Origin of the sequence: Pseudohaliea rubra DSM 19751 (assembly GCF_000764025.1) — a bacterium.
Taxonomy (GTDB): Bacteria; Pseudomonadota; Gammaproteobacteria; order Pseudomonadales; family Halieaceae; genus Pseudohaliea; species Pseudohaliea rubra.
In genome coordinates, this window is sequence record NZ_KN234767.1 from 1 (window position 1) to 20,774 (window position 20,774).

General features: G+C 65.9%; 22 protein-coding genes. 16 read left to right on the forward strand and 6 right to left on the reverse strand.

Translation table 11 applies throughout. From position 1 onward, the window contains the following. From HRUBRA_RS09315 to HRUBRA_RS09325, 3 genes are all read left to right on the forward strand, one after another. The coding region (locus tag HRUBRA_RS09315; protein WP_035516554.1) for an alpha/beta fold hydrolase at positions 1–521 on the forward strand (521 nt) is incomplete at its 5' end. 322 nt (positions 522–843) lie between these two features. Beyond that, entirely contained in the window at positions 844–2,373 is a 1,530-nt protein-coding gene (locus HRUBRA_RS09320) for a phytoene desaturase (RefSeq protein WP_035516556.1), read from the forward strand. Further along, on the forward strand, positions 2,354–3,433 hold the full coding sequence (locus tag HRUBRA_RS09325; RefSeq protein ID WP_035516557.1) for a phytoene/squalene synthase family protein: 1,080 nt from the start codon (positions 2,354–2,356) through the stop codon (positions 3,431–3,433). Before HRUBRA_RS09320 ends, HRUBRA_RS09325 begins: the two co-directional genes overlap by 20 nt. A 44-nt stretch (positions 3,434–3,477) precedes the next feature. Here the strand turns inward: HRUBRA_RS09325 and HRUBRA_RS09330 are convergent, their stop codons facing one another. Continuing rightward, positions 3,478–4,455, reverse strand: a complete 978-nt coding sequence (locus HRUBRA_RS09330) for a carotenoid 1,2-hydratase (RefSeq protein WP_201771575.1) — start codon at positions 4,453–4,455, stop codon at positions 3,478–3,480. Positions 4,456–4,606: 151 nt separating this feature from the next. Here HRUBRA_RS09330 and HRUBRA_RS09335 point away from each other — a divergent pair, with 151 nt between their 5' ends. The 13 genes from HRUBRA_RS09335 (at position 4,607) to idi (ending at position 16,446) form a co-directional block, all read left to right on the forward strand. Continuing rightward, the gene (locus HRUBRA_RS09335) at positions 4,607–5,530 is read left to right on the forward strand and encodes a polyprenyl synthetase family protein (protein WP_236629835.1); all 924 of its coding nucleotides are present in this window, start codon (positions 4,607–4,609) and stop codon (positions 5,528–5,530) included. 5 nt (positions 5,531–5,535) lie between these two features. Further along, on the forward strand, positions 5,536–6,717 hold the full coding sequence (locus HRUBRA_RS09340; protein ID WP_052094597.1) for a methyltransferase: 1,182 nt from the start codon (positions 5,536–5,538) through the stop codon (positions 6,715–6,717). Positions 6,718–6,841: 124 nt separating this feature from the next. Beyond that, positions 6,842–7,792, forward strand: a complete 951-nt coding sequence (gene bchC, locus HRUBRA_RS09345) for a chlorophyll synthesis pathway protein BchC (RefSeq protein ID WP_236629836.1) — start codon at positions 6,842–6,844, stop codon at positions 7,790–7,792. Then, on the forward strand, positions 7,789–8,778 hold the full coding sequence (locus HRUBRA_RS09350) for a chlorophyllide a reductase iron protein subunit X (protein WP_035516560.1): 990 nt from the start codon (positions 7,789–7,791) through the stop codon (positions 8,776–8,778). Before bchC ends, HRUBRA_RS09350 begins: the two co-directional genes overlap by 4 nt. Then, the gene (bchY, locus tag HRUBRA_RS09355) at positions 8,765–10,330 is read left to right on the forward strand and encodes a chlorophyllide a reductase subunit Y (protein ID WP_035516561.1); all 1,566 of its coding nucleotides are present in this window, start codon (positions 8,765–8,767) and stop codon (positions 10,328–10,330) included. Before HRUBRA_RS09350 ends, bchY begins: the two co-directional genes overlap by 14 nt. Then, positions 10,330–11,799 (forward strand): chlorophyllide a reductase subunit Z, encoded by a 1,470-nt coding sequence (gene bchZ, locus HRUBRA_RS09360; protein WP_035516563.1) that lies wholly within the window; start codon positions 10,330–10,332, stop codon positions 11,797–11,799. The genes bchY and bchZ overlap by 1 nt, the downstream gene beginning before the upstream one ends. Positions 11,800–11,884: 85 nt before the next feature. Next, positions 11,885–12,118: a hypothetical protein gene (locus HRUBRA_RS09365; protein ID WP_035516564.1), complete on the forward strand. Its 234-nt coding sequence runs from the start codon at positions 11,885–11,887 to the stop codon at positions 12,116–12,118. 109 nt (positions 12,119–12,227) lie between these two features. Then, entirely contained in the window at positions 12,228–13,052 is an 825-nt protein-coding gene (pufL, locus tag HRUBRA_RS09370) for a photosynthetic reaction center subunit L (RefSeq protein ID WP_035516566.1), read from the forward strand. Between the two features lie 14 nt (positions 13,053–13,066). After that, positions 13,067–14,038, forward strand: a complete 972-nt coding sequence (pufM, locus tag HRUBRA_RS09375) for a photosynthetic reaction center subunit M (RefSeq protein ID WP_035516568.1) — start codon at positions 13,067–13,069, stop codon at positions 14,036–14,038. Then, on the forward strand, positions 14,035–15,135 hold the full coding sequence (gene pufC, locus HRUBRA_RS09380) for a photosynthetic reaction center cytochrome PufC (RefSeq protein ID WP_052094599.1): 1,101 nt from the start codon (positions 14,035–14,037) through the stop codon (positions 15,133–15,135). The genes pufM and pufC overlap by 4 nt, the downstream gene beginning before the upstream one ends. 168 nt (positions 15,136–15,303) lie before the next feature. Then, complete coding sequence (gene pufB, locus HRUBRA_RS09385) at positions 15,304–15,453, forward strand: light-harvesting antenna LH1, beta subunit (RefSeq protein ID WP_035516571.1); 150 nt, start codon at positions 15,304–15,306, stop codon at positions 15,451–15,453. Positions 15,454–15,530: 77 nt separating this feature from the next. After that, a complete protein-coding gene (pufA, locus tag HRUBRA_RS09390; protein ID WP_035516572.1) occupies positions 15,531–15,722 on the forward strand; it encodes a light-harvesting antenna LH1, alpha subunit in 192 nt (63 codons plus the stop codon). Positions 15,723–15,837: 115 nt separating this feature from the next. Then, positions 15,838–16,446: an isopentenyl-diphosphate Delta-isomerase gene (idi, locus tag HRUBRA_RS09395; RefSeq protein ID WP_052094600.1), complete on the forward strand. Its 609-nt coding sequence runs from the start codon at positions 15,838–15,840 to the stop codon at positions 16,444–16,446. A 48-nt stretch (positions 16,447–16,494) separates the two neighbouring features. On the opposite strand, the gene HRUBRA_RS09400 is transcribed toward idi, so the two are convergent. The 5 genes from HRUBRA_RS09400 to puhA form a co-directional block, all read right to left on the reverse strand. Then, the gene (locus tag HRUBRA_RS09400) at positions 16,495–17,823 is read right to left on the reverse strand and encodes a radical SAM protein (protein WP_052094601.1); all 1,329 of its coding nucleotides are present in this window, start codon (positions 17,821–17,823) and stop codon (positions 16,495–16,497) included. A 188-nt stretch (positions 17,824–18,011) separates the two neighbouring features. Further along, positions 18,012–18,860: a putative photosynthetic complex assembly protein PuhE gene (puhE, locus tag HRUBRA_RS09405; RefSeq protein ID WP_084592570.1), complete on the reverse strand. Its 849-nt coding sequence runs from the start codon at positions 18,858–18,860 to the stop codon at positions 18,012–18,014. Positions 18,861–18,871: 11 nt separating this feature from the next. Then, a complete protein-coding gene (gene puhC / locus HRUBRA_RS09410; RefSeq protein ID WP_052094602.1) occupies positions 18,872–19,321 on the reverse strand; it encodes a photosynthetic complex assembly protein PuhC in 450 nt (149 codons plus the stop codon). A 2-nt stretch (positions 19,322–19,323) separates the two neighbouring features. Continuing rightward, positions 19,324–20,001 carry a photosynthetic complex putative assembly protein PuhB gene (puhB, locus tag HRUBRA_RS09415; protein WP_052094603.1) on the reverse strand — a complete coding sequence of 226 codons (678 nt, stop codon included), beginning with the start codon at positions 19,999–20,001 and terminating at the stop codon, positions 19,324–19,326. Then, positions 19,998–20,765 (reverse strand): photosynthetic reaction center subunit H, encoded by a 768-nt coding sequence (gene puhA / locus HRUBRA_RS09420; protein ID WP_035516573.1) that lies wholly within the window; start codon positions 20,763–20,765, stop codon positions 19,998–20,000. Before puhA ends, puhB begins: the two co-directional genes overlap by 4 nt. Positions 20,766–20,774: the final 9 nt, after the last annotated feature.

The following is a 20,774-nucleotide window of genomic DNA, read 5'->3' on the forward strand; positions in this document are numbered from 1 at the left end:
GCCTGGCGCTCGACGGCGCCGCCGCCCCCGCGGCCCTGGTTGCGCTCAACGGCGCACTGTTGCCGCTGCCCGGAATGATGGGCAGGCTTTTCCCCGGTGCGGCCCGGGTGCTCGACCGGGTGCCGGCGCTGCCGCAGCTGCTGGCCTTCAGCGCCCGGCGGCGGCCGATGATGGACCGCTTTATCGAGCAGACGGGCTCTACTGCCGACAATATCGGCGTCGATTTCTACCACGGGCTGTCGCGATCCTCGAAGCACATCCGCGGCGTTCTCGGCATGATGGCGGCCTGGGAGCTGGAAGGGCTCGAGGCGGACCTTGCCGGGCTGGCCATTCCGCTACACCTGGTGGCCTGCCAGAATGACCGGGCGGTGCCGCCGGCGCAGGCACGCAGCCTCCTTGGTCGCGTGCCCGGCGCGGTGCTGCACCCGTTGCCGGGGCTCGGTCATCTCGGCCACGAGGAGAACCCGCAGCTGTTTGCGGCTTTGATCATGGGGATCGTCGACGAGGCGGGCCTGCCATGATTTTTTTTGTGGATGTATCGTGGATTGCCGGGACGGCTGCCGGAGGGTGCCCCCAGTCGCTCCACGATATTCGCTTGGTGGGGGCACCCTCCGGCAGCCGTCCCTACCGCCCTGGAAGTCCGCAGAGCGGTAGGGGCGGGCGCGGGATGCTTCTCTCACCAAGCGAATATCGTGGAGCGACTGAGAGAAGCATCCTGCGCCCGCCCCGGAAAGCTGCGAGGAGCCGATCGATGGATCGAGCCTTGTCCTGAATCAAGCTTCACAGGGGGGGAGGCTGTGCTATGCTGTTAAGACAGCTTGACACTTTATGGTGTAAGAAAAAATGAACAGTCCGCTGCCGGAGTTCGCCACGCCCATCGCCGGGCCCGATGCCCCTCACGCCGTCGTGATCGGCAGCGGTATCGGCGGCCTCGCCGCGGCGATCCGCCTCGGTGCCCGCGGTTTCCGCGTTACGGTTCTGGAGCGCCTGGATGCGCCCGGGGGCCGGGCCTACGTGCACAAGCAGGACGGCTTCACCTTCGATGCCGGGCCGACCATCGTTACCGCGCCGTTCCTTCTCCGTGAACTGTGGAATCTATGCGGCAAACGCTTCGAGGACGATGTGGACCTGCGCCTGATGTCGCCGTTTTATCGTATCCGCTTCGACGACGGTAAAGTCTTCGACTACAGCGGCGACGCCGACGCGACCCGCGCGGAGATCGCCCGTTTCAACCCGGCGGATGTGGCCGGCTACGATCGCTACATGGAAATCAGCCGCCGCACCTACGAGATCGGCTTCGAGAAGGTGGGGCACCTGCCCTTCGACTCCTTCGCCGATCTCGTCAAAATGGCGCCGGACTTCCTTGCCCTGCGCGCCTACCGGAGCGTCTACAACCAGGTCTCGCACTACGTGCAGGACCCCTACGTGCGTATCGTGCTCAGTTTTCACCCGCTGCTGGTCGGGGGAAATCCTTTCTCTGTGCCGGCAGTGTACACGCTCATTTCCTACCTCGAGCGCCAGTACGGTGTGTACTCGGCCATGGGGGGGACCGGGGCAATCATCAACGGCATGGTCGGCCTGATCCGTGGTCAGGGCAATCGCCTGCGCTTCAATGCGGAGGTCGACGAAATCCTGGTCGAGGAGGGCAAGGCTACCGGCGTGCGCCTTGCCGGCGGCGAGACCCTCAAGGCTGACATCGTTGTCTCCAACGCCGATGCCGCCTGGACCTACCGCCACCTGGTGCCGGCCAGCGCCCGGCGCACCTGGACGAACCGACGTATCGAGCGCTCGCGCTTTTCCAACGGATTGTTTGTCTGGTACTTCGGCACCAACCGACGCTACGAAGATGTGCCGCACCACGCCATCGTGCTCGGTCCACGCTACAAGGGGCTGGTCACCGACATCTTCAAGCACAAGCGGCTGAGCCAGGATTTCAGCCTGTATCTGCATCGGCCCACGGCGACGGACCCGGCCCTCGCGCCGGAAGGCTGTGACAGCTTCTATGCCCTGTCGCCGGTGCCGCATCTCGAGGGCGATGTGGACTGGTCGGAGCACGCCGAGACCTACCGCAAGGCGATCGAGCAGCGGCTGGAGGAGACGGTCCTGCCGGGCCTTGGCGCCTCCCTGGCCACGTCTCTGGTGACCACGCCCCTCGATTTCGAGAACCGGCTCCTGTCCTACCGCGGTGCCGGCTTCAGCTTCGAGCCGGTGCTCACGCAGAGCGCCTCTTTCCGTCCGCACAATCGCAGCGAGGATGTGCAGGGGCTTTACCTGGTGGGCGCCGGCACGCATCCGGGCGCCGGGATGCCCGGGGTTATTTCCTCGGCCCGGGTTCTCGATACGGTCGTTCCCCATGCCAACACCTTCCGCTGAGCGCCCGCTGCCGCTGCGGGAGGCGGATCTCGCCGCCTGCCGGACGCTGCTGAAAACCGGCTCGCGCTCCTTCTTTGCGGCGGCACATTTCCTGCCCTATCACTGCCGCGACGCGGCGACGGCGCTCTATGCGTTCTGCCGCCAGGCTGACGACGCGGTGGACGAAAGCGGCGCGCCTGCCGAGGCGCTGGGGGTGTTGCACGAGCGCCTCGATGCGCTCTACGACGGCACGCCGCAGAACTACCCGGCGGACCGCGCCCTCGCCGCGGTGGCGCAGCGGCGCGGCCTGCCCAAGGCGCTGCTCGAGGCGCTGCTCGAGGGCTTTGCCTGGGATGCGGAAGGTCGCTGCTACGAGGATCTCGAGGGCGTACTATCCTATTCGGCCCGGGTCGCCGGCGCCGTGGGTGTCATGATGGCGGTGCTCATGGGTGAGCGCGATGCCGATGTGCTCGCCCGGGCAGCGGACATGGGCGTTGCCATGCAGCTCACGAATATCAGCCGGGACGTCGGCGAGGACGCGCGCAATGGCCGCCTGTACCTGCCGCGGGCCTGGCTGCGCGAGGCGGGCATCGACCCGCAGGCTTTCCTTGCCGCGCCGGCGCACAGTGAAGGCCTTGCCGAGGTGCTGGCCCGCCTGCTGGCCATCGCCGCTACGCTTTATCGCCGGGCCGACAGTGGCCTTACGCGGCTGCCTTCCCGCTGCCGCCCCGGCATGTACGCGGCGCGCCTGCTCTACTCAGCCATTGGTGAACAGCTGGCGGAGCGCGGTTACGACGCCGTGAGCCGGCGCACCGTGGTGCCGGGCCTTGGCAAGCTGCAGCGCCTGCTCAGCCTCGGGCGCATGCCCTGGCTCAGTGACGCTGATCTTGCGGCGCCGGTGCTTGCGGAGAATCATTTCCTCGTGGAGGCGGTGAATGCGCACCCGGGGCCGCGAGTCAGTTCCCTGCTCGAGAGTGAAGGGCGGATCTCCTGGGTTCTGGAGCGTTGGGCCGAACTCGATGAGCGCGCCCGGATGCCGGCGCGTGCTGCCATCTCTGCCAGCGGCGCCCGCCGCGCCTGACGCTGCCCGCCCCTTTTACGGGGTCGGGTCTGGCAGACGACACCTTACCCCTGCTTATCCCTGCGGGCTCTTCGCGGCAGCCGGAACGGCAGCAGCAGCTGAACCCATCGGCGGCTGAAGCGATCCAGGTTCAGGCTTTCGTGTACCGCCCGCACCGGCTCGCCCAGGGCGCGGTACTGCAGCAGGGAGCGCGAGTAGAACGGCGTGTCCTCGAGGGTGCGTTGCACGGTCACCGGGGTGTCCCGGTCGGCCTGGGTGCTGCGCGCCATGCGCCAGATGCTGGCCCGCGGCAGCTGTTGCCTTGGCAGCGGGTCCAGCTCGCTGACCGCGCCGGTGGCCCCGAAGCGCAGCGCCAGCAGGCGCTCGCTGCCGTCCCGAAGGCGCGCGTGGTACTGCACCAGGCTGCCGCCGTCGGCCAGCGGAGCCCGCGACCAGTCCCAGTCCCGGAAGGCCGCTTCGAGCGGTTCGGCGCCCCGGTTGCTGTCGAAGTAGCCGTGACCCTCCCAGCTGAGCCCGGGTTTTTCCATGGTGACCCGGGCGCGGCAGCTCGGGGCGACGGGCCACCAGCGGTGTCTGCCGGCGGGGTCGAGGGCGTAGTCCGTGGCGGTAATGCCGGGCAGCTCCAGCTCGATGCGGCCGCGCAGGCGGCCGGGTACCGGCACGGTCACTTCGTCCAGGGTGACGCTGATCTGCCGGCCCTGCCAGTGGATCGCTGAGCCGCGGGCGCGCAGGTGCTCGCTGTCGCGGATCAGGTCGCCGGCCCCGCGCTCGGTCATCGCCCAGTGCTTGCGGCCAGGGTTGTAGAGCACCGCATTGAAGCCGCAGTACTGCTCCGGGTCCGGCGCCGCCAGGCGCCGCCGGGCGGCCGCATAGTAAGGCGAAAAGACGCTGCCGACGAACACGATCACCGTGAGTGCGTGCTCGCCGTCGTCGCTCATGGCGTCGAGGTACCACCAATGGTAGCCGCCAGCTGTTACCGGGGCGGCGAACCCGGGCGCCGGTGCGGCCGCACGCTCGAGCATGGCTTTTTGTCCTGGATCAGTAAAGTTCCTTGCAGTCTAGCAATGTCTAACTTAAATTACAGTTTACACTGTCAATAAAATTGGACATGTTTGCAGGCTGGCCTTCGGCCTCCGCTAGCGGTCCACGGAACAGCCCTGCAGGCGGCGCGGGATGATCGCAAGGCAGGCACGCAAGGAAGGTGGCGCGATGGGCAAGATCGAGGCACAGGGGCTCCCCGGATACGAGTTGGCGTTGCAGGATGCCGTTGCCGGGGCGGCGGGGGAGGCGTGTCCTCCGCAGTTGGGTCGGGCGCTGCATTACGCGGTTTTCCCCGGCGGTGCGCGGGTGCGACCACAGTTGTGCATGGCCGTTGCGGCCGCCAACGGTGGCGGCGACGCCGCGCTCACCGGCGCGGCGGCCGCGGCCATCGAGCTTCTCCACTGTGCATCTCTCGTGCATGACGACATGCCCTGCTTCGATAATGCCAGTGAGCGCCGGGGCAAGCCCTCGGTTCACCAGGTATTTGGCGAGCAGCTGGCGCTGCTCGCCGGCGATGCGCTGATCGTCGCCGCCTTCGAGACCCTTGGCCGTGCTGCCGGTGCCGGCGACCCGGCGCGGTTGCCGGCGCTCCTGGCCGTGATCGCCGAGGGCGTCGGCGCGCCCCACGGTATCTGTGCCGGTCAGGCCTGGGAATGCGAGCCCCGTGTCAATCTCGAGCGCTATCACCGCGCCAAGACCGGGGCGCTGTTCATTGCCGCGACCGCTGCCGGTGCCGTGGTGTCCGGGGGCGATGTTGCCGCCTGGCGCCGCCTCGGCGACTGCATCGGCCACAGCTACCAGGTGGCCGACGATATCCTGGATGCTGCCGCCGAGGCGTCCGAGATCGGCAAGCCGACCGGGCAGGACGAGGTCCATGGCCGGCCCTCGGCCGTGCGCAGTCTCGGTCTCGACGGCGCCGTTGCCCACCTCAAGGCGCTGGTCGATGCGAGCGTGGAGGCGGTGCCGCCCTGCGCCGGTCGCGAGCAGCTGCAGCAACTGGTCCGCAACCAGTCCCGGCGCTTTCTGCCGAGGGGCCTGGCCGGCCAGGCTGCCTGAGCGCGGTGAGCGAGCAAGACGGCAGCCAGGCGGCTACGGTCGTGAGTGGACCTCCGGCGCGGCCCGGCGGCCTGCGCAAGCGGTTCCTCTGCTGGCGGGACCGGCTCCTGGGTAACCCGTCTTTCCACCGTTTCGCTGCGCGTTTTCCGCTGACACGGCCGATCGCCCGGCAGCGTGCCCGGGGACTTTTCGATCTCAGTGCCGGTTTTGTCTACTCCCAGATTCTTTTTGCCTGCGTCCGCGCGGGGCTGTTCGACCTGCTCGCTGACGGTCCCCGCAGTACCGCCTCGATCGCCTCCGCCACCGGTCTGCCGGAAGAGGGCGCTCTGCGTCTCCTCCGGGGTGCTGTGGCGCTGCGCCTGGTGCAGCCCGCGGGTGCCGGCTACTGGCGCCTCGGCGTCCAGGGCGCAGTGATGCTGGGTAATCCGTCTATCGGCGCCATGGTTTCCCATCACGAGCGCCTCTACGCCGACCTTGCTGACCCCCTTGCGTTACTCGGCGGCCGCGCAGCGACGAACCTGGCGAGGCTGTGGCCCTACGCCGCCGGTGAGCGCGACGCTATGGCAGCCGACGAGGTGGCGGCCTACAGCGAGCTCATGGCGGCCTCCCAGAGCCTGCTATCCGAGGACGTTCTCGATGCCTGCGGTGCCGGCGATGCCCGCCACTGGCTCGATGTGGGCGGTGGTGAGGGGGTATTTCTCTCCGCAGCCCTGCGCCGCAACAGCGCACTGCAGGGCACGGTGCTCGACCTGCCCCAGGTGGCGACCCGTGCCCGGGAGCGGCTGCTGCAGTGTGGCCTCGCTGCCCGTGCCGAGGCGGTCGGCGGCGACATGTTCAAAGATCCCTGGCCGCCCGGGGCTGACACCATTTCCCTGGTGCGGGTGCTGCACGATCACGACGATGCCCCGGCCCGTGCGCTGGTCGCCCGGGCGCGGGAGGCGCTGCCGCCGCGGGGCCGGCTGGTGATCGCCGAGCCCATGGCCGGGACCCGGGGTGCTGAAGCTATGGGTGATGGTTATTTCGGCTTTTACCTCTGGGCCATGGGCAGCGGCCGGCCGCGCACAGCCGGTGAACTCAGGCGCTGGGTGCTGGAGGCCGGTTTCGATCGTTGTCGGGAATTGAAAACCGCCCAGCCGATGCTTGCGCGGGTGCTGGTGGCGGAGCGTGACAGGCAGAATGTTAAATGAACTTGACATCTGTGGATGTAAACTTAAACTTACACCCAGCGGTTTTGCTAAGACAGCCGCTCTGCCCGCCGCACCAAGGTGCCGGGTCAGCTGGTAATTCATTGTCAGGTCAGGGGATTTCCTGGTGAGCAGTCAAGCTACAGCCGTCGTCTTCGAGCAACCGGGCAAAATGTCCGTGCGTAAGGTCGGCCTTGTCGAGCCCGGTGAGGGCGACTGCGTCATTGATATTGAGTGGAGCGGCATCAGCACCGGCACCGAGCGTCTGCTCTGGCACGGCCGTATGCCGGCCTTCCCGGGCCTCGCCTACCCGCTGGTCCCCGGTTACGAATCTGTAGGCCGTGTTGCCGCCGTTGGCGATAGCGGTGCCCTGACCGTGGGCGAGCGCGTCTTCGTGCCGGGCTCCCGCGGCTATACCGATGTTCAGGGATTATTCGGTGGCGCCGCCGATCGCCTGGTGGTCGATGCCAGGCGGGTGACGCCCCTGAGCGACGCGTTGGGGGAAGAGGCAGCCCTCCTGGCTCTCGCGGCGACGGCCCTTCGTGCCGTAACCCGGGGGCCGGAGGGTGTGCTTCCCGATCTCGTGATCGGGCACGGCGTGCTCGGCCGGCTGGTGGCCCGGGTGGTGCTTGCCCTGGGCGGCGAGGCGCCGACCGTGTGGGAGCGCGACGCCAGTCGTCGCGCGGGCGCCAACGGCTACCCGGTCATCGATCCCGGCAGTGAAACGCGCCGCGATTACCGTCTTATCTGCGATGTCAGCGGCGCCGCAGGGCTCCTCGATACGCTCGTGGGGCACCTCGCCCCGGGCGGCTGCATCGTCCTCGCCGGCTTCTACGAAGAGCCGGTGTCTTTCACCTTCCCGCCGGCCTTCATGCGCGAGGCGCAGCTGCGCATCTCCGCTGAATGGCAGCAGGAAGACCTCGAGGCCGTGGTCAGGCTGGTCGCCGATGGGCGGCTGGACCTCGACGGCCTCATCACGCACCGCCAGCCCGCGGCTCAGGCCGCGCCAGCCTATCGCCAGGCTTTTGGCGATAGTGAATGCCTAAAAATGATCCTGGATTGGAGGTCCGCTAAATGACTGATGCATCCGTAAACGAATACACACCGGATCACGAAAAAGAAGACGCCGGAGATCTCCTGGCGAGCTCCGGAGGTGGACCGAAAACACAGATCATCGCCATCTACGGCAAAGGGGGCATCGGCAAGAGCTTCACGCTGTCGAACCTCTCCTACATGATGGCGCAGCAGGGCAAGAAGGTCCTGCTCATCGGCTGCGATCCGAAGAGCGATACCACGTCGCTGCTCTTCGGCGGCAAGGCCTGCCCCACGATTATCCAGACCGCCTCGGCAAAGAAAGAGGCCGGCGAGGAAGTGCGTGTTGAAGACGTCTGCTTCATGCGCGACGGCGTCTTCGCCATGGAGCTCGGCGGTCCGGAAGTGGGTCGTGGCTGCGGCGGTCGGGGCATCATCCACGGCTTCGAAACGCTGGAGAAGCTCGGCTTCCACGAGTGGGATTTCGACTACGTGTTGCTGGACTTCCTCGGTGACGTGGTCTGCGGCGGCTTCGGCCTGCCCATCGCCCGCGACATGTGCCAGAAGGTCATCGTGGTCGCCTCCAATGACCTGCAGTCGCTCTACGTGGCCAATAATGTCTGCTCCGCCGTCGAATATTTCCGCAAGCTCGGCGGTAATGTCGGTGTCGCCGGCATGGTCACCAACAAGGATGACGGCACCGGCGAGGCCCAGGCCTTCTGCGAGGCCGTGGGTATCCCGGAGCTGGCCAGCATCCCGGCCCACGAGGACATCCGGCGCAAGAGCGCCAACTACGAGATCATCGGCTATCCCGATGGCGAGTGGGGATCACTCTTCGGTCAGCTGGCCAGCAATGTGGCCGCGGCGCCGCCGCATCACCCGACACCGCTGTCCCAGGACGGCCTGCTGGAGCTCTTCTCCGGCGATGCCGTTGGCCGGGATGTGGTCCTGAAGCCGGCCAGTCAGGCGGATCTTTGCGGTGCCGACCATGCGCCCAAGCCGTCCCTGGAGGTGATCTATGACACGGTCTGAGCACGAGCAGGCGTCCGAGGCGCCGGCCGTGAACGGTGCCGAGCGCATTCCCGTTGCCTCGGTCGAGGACCTTCCGGCGGCAGACATAAAGAACGTTGAAGAGGCGGTCGCCTCCGAGGGTGGCGGCTGTCATGCCGGCGCCGACCGCATGCAGGCTGACGCCAGGGCCAGCGGCAAGGCTGCCGTACTTGAGCAGTACAAGCAGGACTATCCGACAGGCCCGCACGATCAGCCGCAGAGCATGTGCCCCGCCTTCGGCTCCCTGCGTGTGGGTCTGCGCATGCGGCGCACGGCGACGGTGCTCTCGGGCTCAGCCTGCTGCGTCTACGGCCTTACCTTTACCTCGCACTTCTATGGTGCCCGCCGCACGGTGGGCTACGTGCCCTTCGATTCCGAGACCCTGGTGACCGGAAAGCTTTTCGAAGACATCCGCGAATCCGTGCACAAGCTCGCCGACCCGGAGCAGTACGACGCTGTTGTGATTATCAACCTCTGCGTGCCGACGGCTTCCGGCGTCCCCCTGGATCTGCTGCCCAAGGCGATCAACGGTGTGCGGATCATCGGCATCGACGTGCCGGGCTTCGGTGTGCCGACGCACGCCGAAGCCAAGGACATCCTTGCCGGCGCCATGCTGCGCTACGCGCGCACGGAGATCGAGGCCGGTCCCGTGGCGGCTCCCAAGGGCGGCCACAGTGAGAAACCGGCGATCGCCCTGGTGGGTGAGATGTTCCCGGTTGATGCGATGACCATCGGTCGCCTGCTGGCGCCCATGGGCCTTGCCGCCGGTCCGACGGTGCCCACCCGGGAGTGGCGGGAGCTCTACGCCGCCCTTGATTGCGCTGCCGTCGCCATGATCCACCCCTTCTACACGGCCACGCAGCGCCAGTTCGAGGCCGCGGGCCGGCCCTGTCTCGGTTCCGCGCCGGTGGGCTACGAAGGTACGGAAGCCTGGCTCGAGGCCGTGGCGGCGACCTTCGACGTCGCCGGTGAAGACCTTGAGGCTGCCAAGGATGCGGTGCTGCCGGCGATCGCGGAGGCCCTCAAGGCCGCGCAGATCGACGCGCGCATAACGCTCTCGGGCTACGAGGGTTCGGAGCTGCTCGTGGCCCGGCTGCTGGTGGAAAGCGGTGCCGACCTTCGCTACGTAGGCACCGCCTGTCCGAAGACACGCTGGTCCGACGCGGACCGGGAGTGGCTGGAGGCGCGGGGCGTTGAGGTGAACTTCCGGGCGTCCCTCGAGGACGACGTGGCCGCCATGCGCAACTACCAGCCGGATCTCGCCATCGGCACCACCCCGGTGGTGCAGAAAGCCAAGGAGCTGGCCATCCCCGGCCTGTATTTCACCAATCTCATTTCCGCTCGTCCGCTCATGGGTGCCGCCGGGCCAGGCTCCATCGCCGAGGTCATCAACGCAGCCGTGGCCAACAAGGCCCGCTTCGATGCCATGGAAGCGTTCTTTGACGGCGTTGGCGAAGGCGACAATGCCGGGATCTGGCAGCCGGAAATGCTCGATGCGAAACATGCGCCCCTGGGCGCAGGAGGAGCAGTCTGATGCTGGTGCTTGATCACGATCGCGCGGGGGGTTACTGGGGCTCTGTGTACGTGTTCACGGCCATCAAGGGCCTGCAGACCATCATCGACGGTCCCGTCGGCTGTGAAAACCTGCCCGTGACCTCCGTACTGCACTACACCGACGCGCTGCCGCCTCATGAGCTGCCGGTGGTCGTCACCGGCCTCGCGGAAGAAGAGCTGGGTCAGCACGGCACCGAGGGCGCCATGCGCCGGGCCCACGAGACGCTCGATCCGGATCGCCCTTCCGTGGTGGTTACCGGTTCCATCGCCGAGATGATCGGCGGCGGTGTTACGCCGGAAGGCACGGGCATTGAGCGCTTCCTGCCCCGGACCATCGACGAGGATCAGTGGCAGAGCGCCGATCGAGCCATGAACTGGCTCTGGACCCGCTTCGGCGAGAAGAAGGGCCGCAAGCTCGGCGCCGCCTGGAAGAAAAAGCGCGAGGCCGGCAAGGCCGCGCCGCGGGTCAACATCATCGGTCCGATCTACGGCATGTTCAACACCTGGTCGGATCTCGCCGAGCTCCGTCGCCTGGTCGAGGGCATGGGTGCCGAGGTCAACATGGTGTTCCCGCTCGGCAGCCACATTGATGACGTGTGCAAGCTCGCCGAGGCCGACGTCAACATCTGCATGTACCGGGAATTCGGGCGCCTGCTCTGCGAGGAGCTGGAGATGCCTTACCTGCAGGCGCCTATCGGCCTGCACAGCACCACGAAGTTTCTCGAGAAGCTGGGCGAGCTGCTCGATCTCGACCCGCAGCCTTTCATCGCGCGGGAGAAGCACACCACCATCAAGCCGATCTGGGACCTGTGGCGCTCCGTTACCCAGGACTTTTTCGGTACGGCGAGCTTCGGCATAGCCGCCAGCGAGACCTACAGCCGTGGCGTGCGTCACTTCCTGGAGGAAGAGCTGGGGCTGCCGTGTCATTTTGCCTTCGAGCGCCGCGCCGGCAAGAAGACCGATAACGAGGCCGTCCGTGCGGCGGTGCAGCAGAAGACGCCCCTGGTGGTCTTCGGTGGCTACAACGAGCGCATGTATCTCGCCGAGGTCGGCGCCCGCGCCGTGTACATACCGGCCTCCCTGCCCGGTACGATCATCCGCCGGCATACGGGTACGCCGTTTATGGGCTATGGCGGCGCCTGCTACCTGGTCCAGGAAGTCTGCAACGCGCTTTTCGACGCCCTGTTCTACATCCTGCCGCTCGGTACCGATCTCGACAAGGCCGAGGCCACGCCGGCCCGGGAGCGGACCTCCATTGCCTGGGAGGTGGAAGCGGAAATGGCCCTCGACAAGCTTGTGGCCGCAGAACCGATTCTGGTCCGGATCTCGGCGGCGAAGCGCCTGCGCGATGCGGCAGAGAGTGCCGCCCGCGGCAGCGGCGCAGAGCAGGTCACACTTCAACACCTGCAGCTGGCTCGCCAGCTGCTCGCCACGGTAGGCACCGCGTGAGCGGTGCTACCGGGCGGATGACGCCGGGGCAGAACCCCGGCGCGATGACAACAGCCCCGTGAGAAACGAGGGGGAGGGATAAGACATGAAAACAGGTCAAGCGCACCACGACGTCCACGCGACCGCCCTGCACGACCGCATCGAGTTCCGCATCCTGATCGCGGTCTCCATGCTGTGGTTCCTGCTGGTTGCCGCTGTAAGCCGGCTGCTGCCCCGCAGCTGCCGGCCCCTCGCCGGCTCGGCGCCGCGGCACGAGTCGCTTTTCGCCGAGGCGCGACGAACGGCTTATACGGTTATTCCCTACGCATTCATGCGCTGAAGGTGCCGTGCGCTGCGGCGATCGCGGCGCTTGAGAAAGATGACACTGGCCCGGGGCGGGCGGTGAGATTGTGTATACGGGGTCCCTGGGTTGGACCGGAGGAAGAAAGATGACGATGTTGAGCTTCGAGAAAAAGTACCGGGTCAGGGGGGGGACTCTCCTGGGCGGTGACCTTTTCGATTTCTGGGTCGGCCCCTTCTACGTCGGCTTTTTCGGCGTGACCACTATATTCTTCTCGGTGCTGGGCACCGCGTTGATCCTCTATGGCGCCTCGCAGGGGCCGACCTGGAACATCTGGCAGATCAATATCGCGCCGCCGGACCTGAGTTACGGCCTCGGGCTCGCGCCTTTGAGCGACGGGGGGCTCTGGCAGATCATTACCATCTGCGCCACCGGCGCCTTTGTGTCCTGGGCGCTTCGGCAGGTGGAAATCTCGCGAAAGCTGGGCATGGGTCTGCACGTACCTTTCGCCTACGGCGTCGCGGTGTTTGCCTATGTCACGCTGGTGATCATCCGGCCGCTGCTTCTCGGCGCCTGGGGCCACGGTTTCCCCTACGGCATTCTGAGCCACCTCGACTGGGTGTCTAACGTTGGCTACCAGTACCTGCACTTCCACTACAACCCGGCGCATATGCTGGCTATTACCTTCTTTTTTACTACCACCCTCGCGCTGTCCATGCATGGTGGCCTGATCCTGTCGGTCACCAACCCGCCGAAGGGCCAGAAGGTCAAAACAGCGGAGCACGAGAACTCGTTCTTCCGTGATGACGTCGGTTATTCGATCGGCGCCCTGGGTATCCACCGTCTCGGCCTGTTCCTGGCCCTGTCGGCGGGCTTCTGGAGCGCGGTCTGCATTGTGATCAGTGGTCCCTTCTGGACCAGGGGCTGGCCCGAGTGGTGGAACTGGTGGCTCGAGCTGGGTATTTGGAACTAAGGGGGTAGACGACCATGGAATATCAGAATCTGTTTACACGCCTCCAGGTCGAGGCCCCGCTGCATCCCGGCCTGGATCTCGGTCCCGACACGGACAAGCGCTCCGGCATGACCGAGAACTACTGGCTCGGCAAGATCGGTGACGCGCAGCTTGGCCCCATTTACCTGGGGGGTACCGGGATCCTGTCGATCCTGTTCGGCTTCATCGCCATCGAGATCATCGGCCTGAACATGTGGGCCTCGGTGAACTGGGACCCGGTCGAGTTTATCCGGCTTCTGCCCTGGCTGGCGCTCGAGCCGCCGCCCCCGGAGTACGGCCTCAGCATTCCGCCGCTGGCCGAAGGGGGCTGGTGGCTCATGGCCGGTTTTTTCCTGACCGCGTCGATTCTGCTCTGGTGGGTGCGCACTTATAACCTGGCGCGGCGTAACGGCATGGGCACACACCTGGCGTGGGCCTTCATGGCTGCCATCTGGCTTTACCTGGTACTCGGTCTTATCCGGCCGGTGCTTATGGGGTCCTGGTCTGAAGCGGTTCCCTTCGGGATCTTTCCGCACCTCGACTGGACCGCGGCCTTCTCGATCCGCTACGGCAACCTGTTCTACAACCCCTTCCACATGCTGTCGATTGCCTTCCTCTACGGCTCGACGCTGCTGTTCGCGATGCATGGCGCCACCATTCTCGCGACCAGTCGCTACGGTGGTGACCGGGAGATTGACCAGATTACCTACCGCGGCACTGCAGCCGAGCGGGCCCAGCTGTTCTGGCGCTGGACCATGGGCTTCAACGCCACCATGGAATCCATCCACCGCTGGGGCCTCTGGTTCGCGGTTCTCACGGTAATCACCGGCGGTATCGGCATCCTGCTGACCGGAACTGTGGTCGAGAACTGGTACCTCTGGGGCGTGAAACACGGTATTGCGCCGGGCTACCCGCCGATCGAGGCGATTCCGCCGGCGAACCCGATGACTACAGGAGCGGGGCAATGAACCTACTGCATACGATCCGTTTGCCGCTGGTGGCCGTGGCCGCCGCGGCCACCCTGGCTGCCTGCAACCCGCCGCCGCACGACACGGTGCAGCGGGGCTTTCGCGGCACCGGCATGGAACTGGTAGTCGACAAGGCCGAGCGCGCCGAGAGCGTGGCAGCCAACGAGGCGCCGGATGTGATCCCGCAGGTGCCGCCGGGCGGTCCGAAGGCCAGCGACCTCTACGAGAACGTGGAGGTCCTCGGTGACCTGACCGTGGGTGAGTTCACTCGCGTGATGGCCTCCATCACCCAGTGGGTAGCGCCGGAAGAGGGCTGTAACTACTGCCACGTGCCGGGCAACTTCGCCTCGGAAGATGTGTACACGAAAAAGGTTGCCCGCAGCATGCTGGCGATGACCCAGCGCCTCAACGAGGACTGGGGTGAGAAGCACGTCGCACCGGCCGGTGTCACCTGCTACACCTGCCACCGCGGCCAGGCGGTCCCTCAGTATGTGTGGTCTCATGATCCGGGGCCCGAGACCTCGGATAAGTTCGGCAATAGCGGGCAAAACATCCCGTCGCCGGCCGTGGCCTATGCGTCCCTGCCCTACGATCCGCTGACACCGTTCCTCGAAGAGGATTATCCGATCAGCCTGCAGGGCAACACGGCACTCCCGACGGGCCCGAACGTCGGTACGAAGCAGGCCGAGTGGACCTACGCGCTGATGATGCACTTCTCGGACTCGCTGAATGCGAACTGCACCTTCTGTCACAACAGCCGTGCTTTCTCGAACTGGGAGCAGAGCCCCTATCAACGGGTCAAGGCCTGGCACGCGATCCGTATGGTGCGCGAGACCAACAATGGCTACATCAAGCCCACAGGCGAATGGCTGCCGCCGCACCGCCTCGGTTCCGAGGGTGATGTGCCCAAGGTGAGCTGCATGACCTGCCACCAGGGCGCCTACAAGCCGATGTACGGTGCGAACATGATTGACCCCTTCCCCAGCCTTGCCAGGAAGTCCGGTGTGGCTGTTGACATGGCCGAAGCGGCCGCTGCGGCGAAGGCCGAGCGGCAGGGCCCGGTGCCGGCCGTTGGCAACATGGGTGGCGGGGAGTAGCGCGCGGCCGCGCGCTAGGAGGAATTCCCAGCCCTGCGGGCCCTCCGGGGCCTGCCGGACGAGGGAACTGCGCAGTCAGCGCCGCAAGGCGTGGTGGTTGTGCGAAGTGGACAACCCAGGCAACACAGCATGGGCTGTTAACGAAGAAACACATGGGAGGTATAAACCATGAGTGAGCAAATCAACAGTCCTTCCGGGCTGTCTAGTGACGAGGCCAAGGAATTCCACAGCTTCTTTATGCAAGGTTTCCTGGGCTTTACTGCAGTAGCCGTGGTCGCACACATCCTGGTCTGGATGTGGAAGCCCTGGCTGGTATAAGTCGGAAGCACCGCGAGTTAAAACCCGTGGCAAGGCCGGCGTTGGACCGGTAGACCGCAACAACTTGGAGAAGCGAAATGTACAGGATCTGGCTGATTTTTGATCCCAGGCGAATCATGATCGCGACGGCGGCGTTTCTGTTTACCTTGGCATTGTTGATTCATTTCATCCTGCTGAGCACAGAACGCTTCAACTGGCTTGAGGCAGACGCGTCGGCAGCGGCTACGGCCTCTACCGAAGTGGCTCCCCTGCCAGAGTCGAAAGCGTAGTTCGTCATTAAGCTGACGGAGTGACGCCCGCCGTTCGCGGCGGGCAGAGCTCTCTAACATTTTGCCGCGGCGCCTGGCGCCCGCGGCTTTCATCGTGCCTTCGCGGGAGCGGATCATGCAGCTTGCCAGGGGACAACAGGTTTCCTTTGCCGACGAGCCACTCATCCTCGTCGACAGTGACGACCTCCCCAGGGGGCACGACAGCAAGGAAGCGGTGCACGCCGGGGAAGGTCTTCTGCATCGTGCCTTTTCGGTTTTTCTCTTTCTCAACGCGGACACGGTGCTCCTGCACGAGCGCAGCGGCGAGAAACCGCTCTGGCCCGGGTTCTGGACCAACAGTTGCTGCAGCCACCCGCGCCGCGGCGAGTGCAACCACACGGCCACGCAGCGGCGCCTCGAGCAGGAACTCGGCGTGGCCGCCGAGCTCACCTACCTGTACAAGTTTGAATACGCGGCCCGCTACCTTGATGTGGGTAGCGAGCGAGAGCTCTGTTCCGTCTATATCGGCGCGCTGGCGCAGCCCCTGGCACCGCGCCCGAATCCGCGCGAGATTGCAGCGTGGGGCTGGTTTGACTGTGCAGCCGTAGATGCCTGGCTGGCTCGGGAGCCGGAGCGCTTCACGCCCTGGTTCAAGCTTGAGTGGGCTGCGCTCCGGGGCCCCTACCGGGGCATGGTGGAAGACCTGTTCCCGACGCCGGGAAAGCGCCTGGCTGAGGCGGGCTGAAGCCGTTAAGGCGCCGGCTTTCTCAGCTGAGGCTCAGCTGATACCCGGCTAGGACGCCAGGGCGATGCCTCGCGCCGCGCGGTAATGGGGGGATGCATCGCTCCAGCGTTGATGCAGGGCGAAGCGGCCGTACTCGGTCACCGATACCTTGTCGTCGGAGATTTCCACGAAGCCCTGGCTTGCGAGCTCCTTGAGGAGGTCGTTGTCCTCAAGGAGGTCACCGTAGTCCGATAGCTCCAGGTTGCACAGCAGCGCGCTCAGGGCAGCCTGCTGGCGCTGTTCGCTCTCGCTGATGCGCTCGCCCGTGCAGAGCGGCAACACCCCCGACTGCACGGCCTCGTGCCACTCACCGAGCTGTACCTTGTTCTGCACGTTCGCCTCGCGGAGCTGGCTGATCGCGTCGGCGCCGAAGCCGTAGAGATCGCCGCTATCGCGATCCGTGTAACCCACCCAGTTCCGATGCAGGTGCCCGGCGTGCTTGGCGCGGGTGAGGGCGTCGTGTTCCAGCGCAAAGCAGTCCAGCCCGACCCACTCGTAGCCGTTGCCCATGAGCGTTTCGCTGGCCGTGTTGAACATGGCCACCTTGTCTGCGAGGGACGGCAGACTCTCGGCATCAAGGGCACGCTGGTGCTTGAAGACCGACGGTCGCGGCGAGAAGCTCTGGCAGATAATGCGGTCCGGGTTGAGGTTGATCATATTGGCGACGGTGCCGTGTACCGATTCTACAGACTGGTTGGGCAGGCCGTAGACCAGATCCATGCTGATGGTCTCGAAGCCCTCGCTGCGGGCGCTGTTAATAACGTCCTCGAGTACCGACAGGGAGTGGGAGCGGCCGATGGCCAGCTGCACGCTGCTGTCGAGATCGCGGATCTGCAGATCCAGGATACGGAAACCGAGCCCGCGCAGTAGCGTGAGCTGTGATGGTGAGCACCGCTTCGGGTTGGCCTCCAGCGAAGTCTCCGTGTCACTGGTCACGTGGAAATGACGATCAAGCACGTCCATGAGCTGAACGAGCTGTGTGTCGCTCAGGTAGTTGGGTGTGCCGCCACCCAGGTGGAGCTGGTTGAGCGTCAGGCCGCGCCCGATACGGTCTGTCACCATGCTGATTTCGCGCTCCAGGCCGACGATGTACTCGTCGATGGTCTCGCTGTTGTGCGTCACCGTGGTGTGGTGGTCGCAGTTCAGGCACCGGGAGGGACAGAAAGGCAGGCGTACATGGACGGCGATACTGTCGCCGCTGCCATGCTTGCTGGCCAGCAACTCGGCATAGGCGCCGGGCGTCAGGCCAAGATCTGTCGTCGCGAAGAGCTCTGGGAGCGCGTCGTCATCAGCCGTGCCCCCGCGTGATGCGAAGGGGGGTGTTACCAGGGGGCTCATTCGGCACCTCCAGTGGCGCTTTGCGTGTCGCCCGGCCGGGCTTTCGCGCGGATCAGCGGGCCCGCTTCAGGGCCTGGGCGTGTGCAGGGAGCTTCGAGTTCAATCATCTTTTGCTTATGCTGCCCTTGAGAGGGTAGAACCCGCCTTGATCACTGTCAAAGAAATTGGACGCTGCCTTCAGCTGCCCTTCAGCCGGTGCCGACGCTCCGGGGCTGCCGGGGGGCCGGCGAAACCTCGGTCAGCGGGCGGCTGGCGGGAGGACGGTGGCGCCCCCGGGCGCGGTCAGCGGCGCTGAGAGCCCATTGCCAGAGTGCCGAATCGCGTAGCGGTAGCACCATGAACCAGTGCTCCAGGACCGCGAGCGCAAGGAGCGAGCCGATCAATGTGTTGCCCAGGCGTCCGAAGTCGTCGGGGGCGCCGAGGGCGGCTCGCAGCAGTAGCGCGGTGGCCGCAGTGCCCAGCGACACGGAGACCGGGAACAGGTAGTTCATGCGCCGCTTGCGCATATAGGTGACCAGGTAGCGGCTGCGCTCCGGGAGCCAGTGCTCATTGAAGTTGGAGACACCCAGATAGAGGTTCAGCTTGGCGCTCCAGCGCATGATCCAGAGCACGAGATAGGTGCCGGTGGCAACCTGGTTGTCCCCGCCCCAGCTCAGGGCGACGACGGCGATGCCGGCGCCGGCCACGGCCAGCTCATGATGGATGCTCGTGCCCAGGGCGAGGCGGAAGCGGCGCCAGCCGCGGGCGTCGGCTGGGCATGACCGCTTGTGCGTGCCTGTGATGAAATCCATGAGATAGCTGATTTCGAGCCAGCCCCAGACGGCCAGGGCAATGGCGAAACCGGCGGCCGCTCCCAGGGGGGTCGCGTCCCGCGCGACCTGGGGCAGGAGCGTCAGGCTGAACAGGCTCAGGGTGGAAAAGGCCAGTACGCTCCAGCGATGACTGTAGCGCGGCAACAGGTTGAGGTAGAGGATCACCCCGGTACTCAGCCACCAGCCGAGGAGGGCCGTCAGGAACGCGACGAGGTATGCAGACACGGCAGGCGGCCTCAGCGGGGCTCGGCGGTGAGCAGCGCCGCAAAGGACGCCTCGTTGGTCTGGCCGAAGGCGACGAGGTTCACCTCGTTTTCAAGCGCTGTGTCTGCCAGCACCAGGCTGCCGTCTGCGTAGCGGGCGAGCAGGAAGGCCGGCTGCATGCCGATATCCCGGGCCCGACGGGCGCGGGCCATGCTGCGCATGATGCCGCGGATGAAGCTGTCTTCTGCCGGGGCAAGCTGCGCGAGGCGGTCGCCGCTTTGGGCATCATAGACATAGACCAGGCCGTTGCGAACGTCCTCAAAACGAAGCAGGCGGCTGTCTACCATGGCTCCCCGAGGCTCTGCCGGGGGCTCATAGCCCGACAGGCGCAGGCTGGCGACGCCGATCACCGTGAACACCACCACCGCACCGACCGCCGAAGCGATCCATCGCGAGAGGGGCCAGGGTGGCTGCGCCGCCATGGTCACGCCAGCGCCCCGGCCGGTGCGAGGCGATCGCCGCCGGCAAAGCGCTCCTTGCTTCGCTCGCGGGCAACGGCAACGTCGTTACTTCCCGCCTTGACGGCAGCGATGAGCTGACCGGCGACCCGCTCCGCATCGGGCACGCTGCGGAGACTGGGAATAACCGGCGACAGGTGCCAGGGGCGGACATGGGGCCAGAGGGCCCAATAGGAGATCCACTCGCCCTTGGCGAGGCGCAGGGCAATATCGCCAGAGCCATCGCCGAAGGGAAGAAGGTCCGCTGCGGCGATGCGCTCGAGGGGCAGGTTGATCATCATGGGCAGGGCGACGCCGAAGCGCAGCACGACGCGACGGTTGGTCAGCGTGTACACCGTGGTCCGGGCGTAAAGCACGCCCAGGCCGCAGAGAATGCCGAGGCCGACGGCCGCCAGTGCGAGCTGCCAGCCCAGGCTGGTGAGGCCTTCCATGACCCCGCCGCCCTGGCTGTAATGATAGATCTGGTGTGCGGTGATGAGCAGCGCAAAATAGACGCCGACCTGCAGCGCATGAAAGGTCCGTCTTGCCATGCTCCACCAGTCGGGCTCAGTCTGGCAGAGGATCTCCTCGCCCGCCGGTAGTGCTTCCGGCAGGCCGCGGATGGGTTCGTGGTCGTACTCATTGTTGGCGTGCTGGTGGCTCATAGCAGGGGCTCCGTGCGCTCCCGGGTGCCATAGAGGGTGCCACCGCCGACATAGGCGCAAACGCGGTCCTCTTCCTGGAGCGTTATCTGATCAGGGTTGGAGAGCGTCGGCATGTTGGCAAACTGCGCCGCCCGCAGGCAGTGGACCTTGACGGTCCCGTCGCTACGTATCCGGGACAGGGTAAGCGGGACAAGGGCTCGCTTGCCGTTCTCCCTGACCTCGATTTCCAGGTAGCGGACCTGGGGTTCGCTGCGATCGACCCAGAGGTCGGTGACCGTGGCCGCAACCTCGTTATCCAGGCCAAGTACCGCTTTGCCCCGCGGGTCCGGGTCCTGGTGCGCGACCTTGAAGTCCGTGGCTACGCGCATGGGTACAACCTTCGGTTCACCCTCGAAGGTCAGGTCCGGGAAGTCCGGGCGAATGGCCCAGGCTGCGGGGCCGACGCCATCGACGAGCGGATCACCGGTGGGGTGAAAGGGGTCGCTGTAGTGCGGCGTGATGCGCTTGGCTTTGAGTTCATACTCCGGCCTGTCTGTTCCCGGTCGGACGATATCGTCGGCGCCGTGGAGCATTTTGTAGCTGTGGGGATCGGGCAGGCCGGGAAAACCGACAACCTTGACCCGCCGGTAATCGTCGGTCTCCAGCGGATAACCCTCGCGCTTGTTTTCACGGTGCAGGTAGAGCACCAGAAGCAGGAAAAACAACCAGAACGCATAGAGCGTCATCTGGGCCACGTCCATGTAGCCGGTAATGTCACCAATCATGTCAGCACC

Coding starts and splice junctions, on each gene's coding strand:
- HRUBRA_RS09330 (WP_201771575.1), bottom strand. CDS start 4,455: ATGCTCGAGCGTGCGGCCGCACCGGCGCCCGGGTTCGCCGCCCCGGTA.
- pufB (WP_035516571.1), top strand. CDS start 15,304: ATGAGTGAGCAAATCAACAGTCCTTCCGGGCTGTCTAGTGACGAGGCC.
- puhB (WP_052094603.1), bottom strand. CDS start 20,001: ATGAGCCACCAGCACGCCAACAATGAGTACGACCACGAACCCATCCGC.
- puhA (WP_035516573.1), bottom strand. CDS start 20,765: ATGATTGGTGACATTACCGGCTACATGGACGTGGCCCAGATGACGCTC.
- HRUBRA_RS09400 (WP_052094601.1), bottom strand. CDS start 17,823: ATGAGCCCCCTGGTAACACCCCCCTTCGCATCACGCGGGGGCACGGCT.
- HRUBRA_RS09365 (WP_035516564.1), top strand. CDS start 11,885: ATGAAAACAGGTCAAGCGCACCACGACGTCCACGCGACCGCCCTGCAC.
- HRUBRA_RS09350 (WP_035516560.1), top strand. CDS start 7,789: ATGACTGATGCATCCGTAAACGAATACACACCGGATCACGAAAAAGAA.
- pufL (WP_035516566.1), top strand. CDS start 12,228: ATGACGATGTTGAGCTTCGAGAAAAAGTACCGGGTCAGGGGGGGGACT.
- pufA (WP_035516572.1), top strand. CDS start 15,531: ATGTACAGGATCTGGCTGATTTTTGATCCCAGGCGAATCATGATCGCG.
- bchZ (WP_035516563.1), top strand. CDS start 10,330: ATGCTGGTGCTTGATCACGATCGCGCGGGGGGTTACTGGGGCTCTGTG.
- idi (WP_052094600.1), top strand. CDS start 15,838: ATGCAGCTTGCCAGGGGACAACAGGTTTCCTTTGCCGACGAGCCACTC.
- HRUBRA_RS09325 (WP_035516557.1), top strand. CDS start 2,354: ATGCCAACACCTTCCGCTGAGCGCCCGCTGCCGCTGCGGGAGGCGGAT.
- HRUBRA_RS09335 (WP_236629835.1), top strand. CDS start 4,607: ATGATCGCAAGGCAGGCACGCAAGGAAGGTGGCGCGATGGGCAAGATC.
- bchY (WP_035516561.1), top strand. CDS start 8,765: ATGACACGGTCTGAGCACGAGCAGGCGTCCGAGGCGCCGGCCGTGAAC.
- pufC (WP_052094599.1), top strand. CDS start 14,035: ATGAACCTACTGCATACGATCCGTTTGCCGCTGGTGGCCGTGGCCGCC.
- puhC (WP_052094602.1), bottom strand. CDS start 19,321: ATGGCGGCGCAGCCACCCTGGCCCCTCTCGCGATGGATCGCTTCGGCG.
- HRUBRA_RS09320 (WP_035516556.1), top strand. CDS start 844: ATGAACAGTCCGCTGCCGGAGTTCGCCACGCCCATCGCCGGGCCCGAT.
- pufM (WP_035516568.1), top strand. CDS start 13,067: ATGGAATATCAGAATCTGTTTACACGCCTCCAGGTCGAGGCCCCGCTG.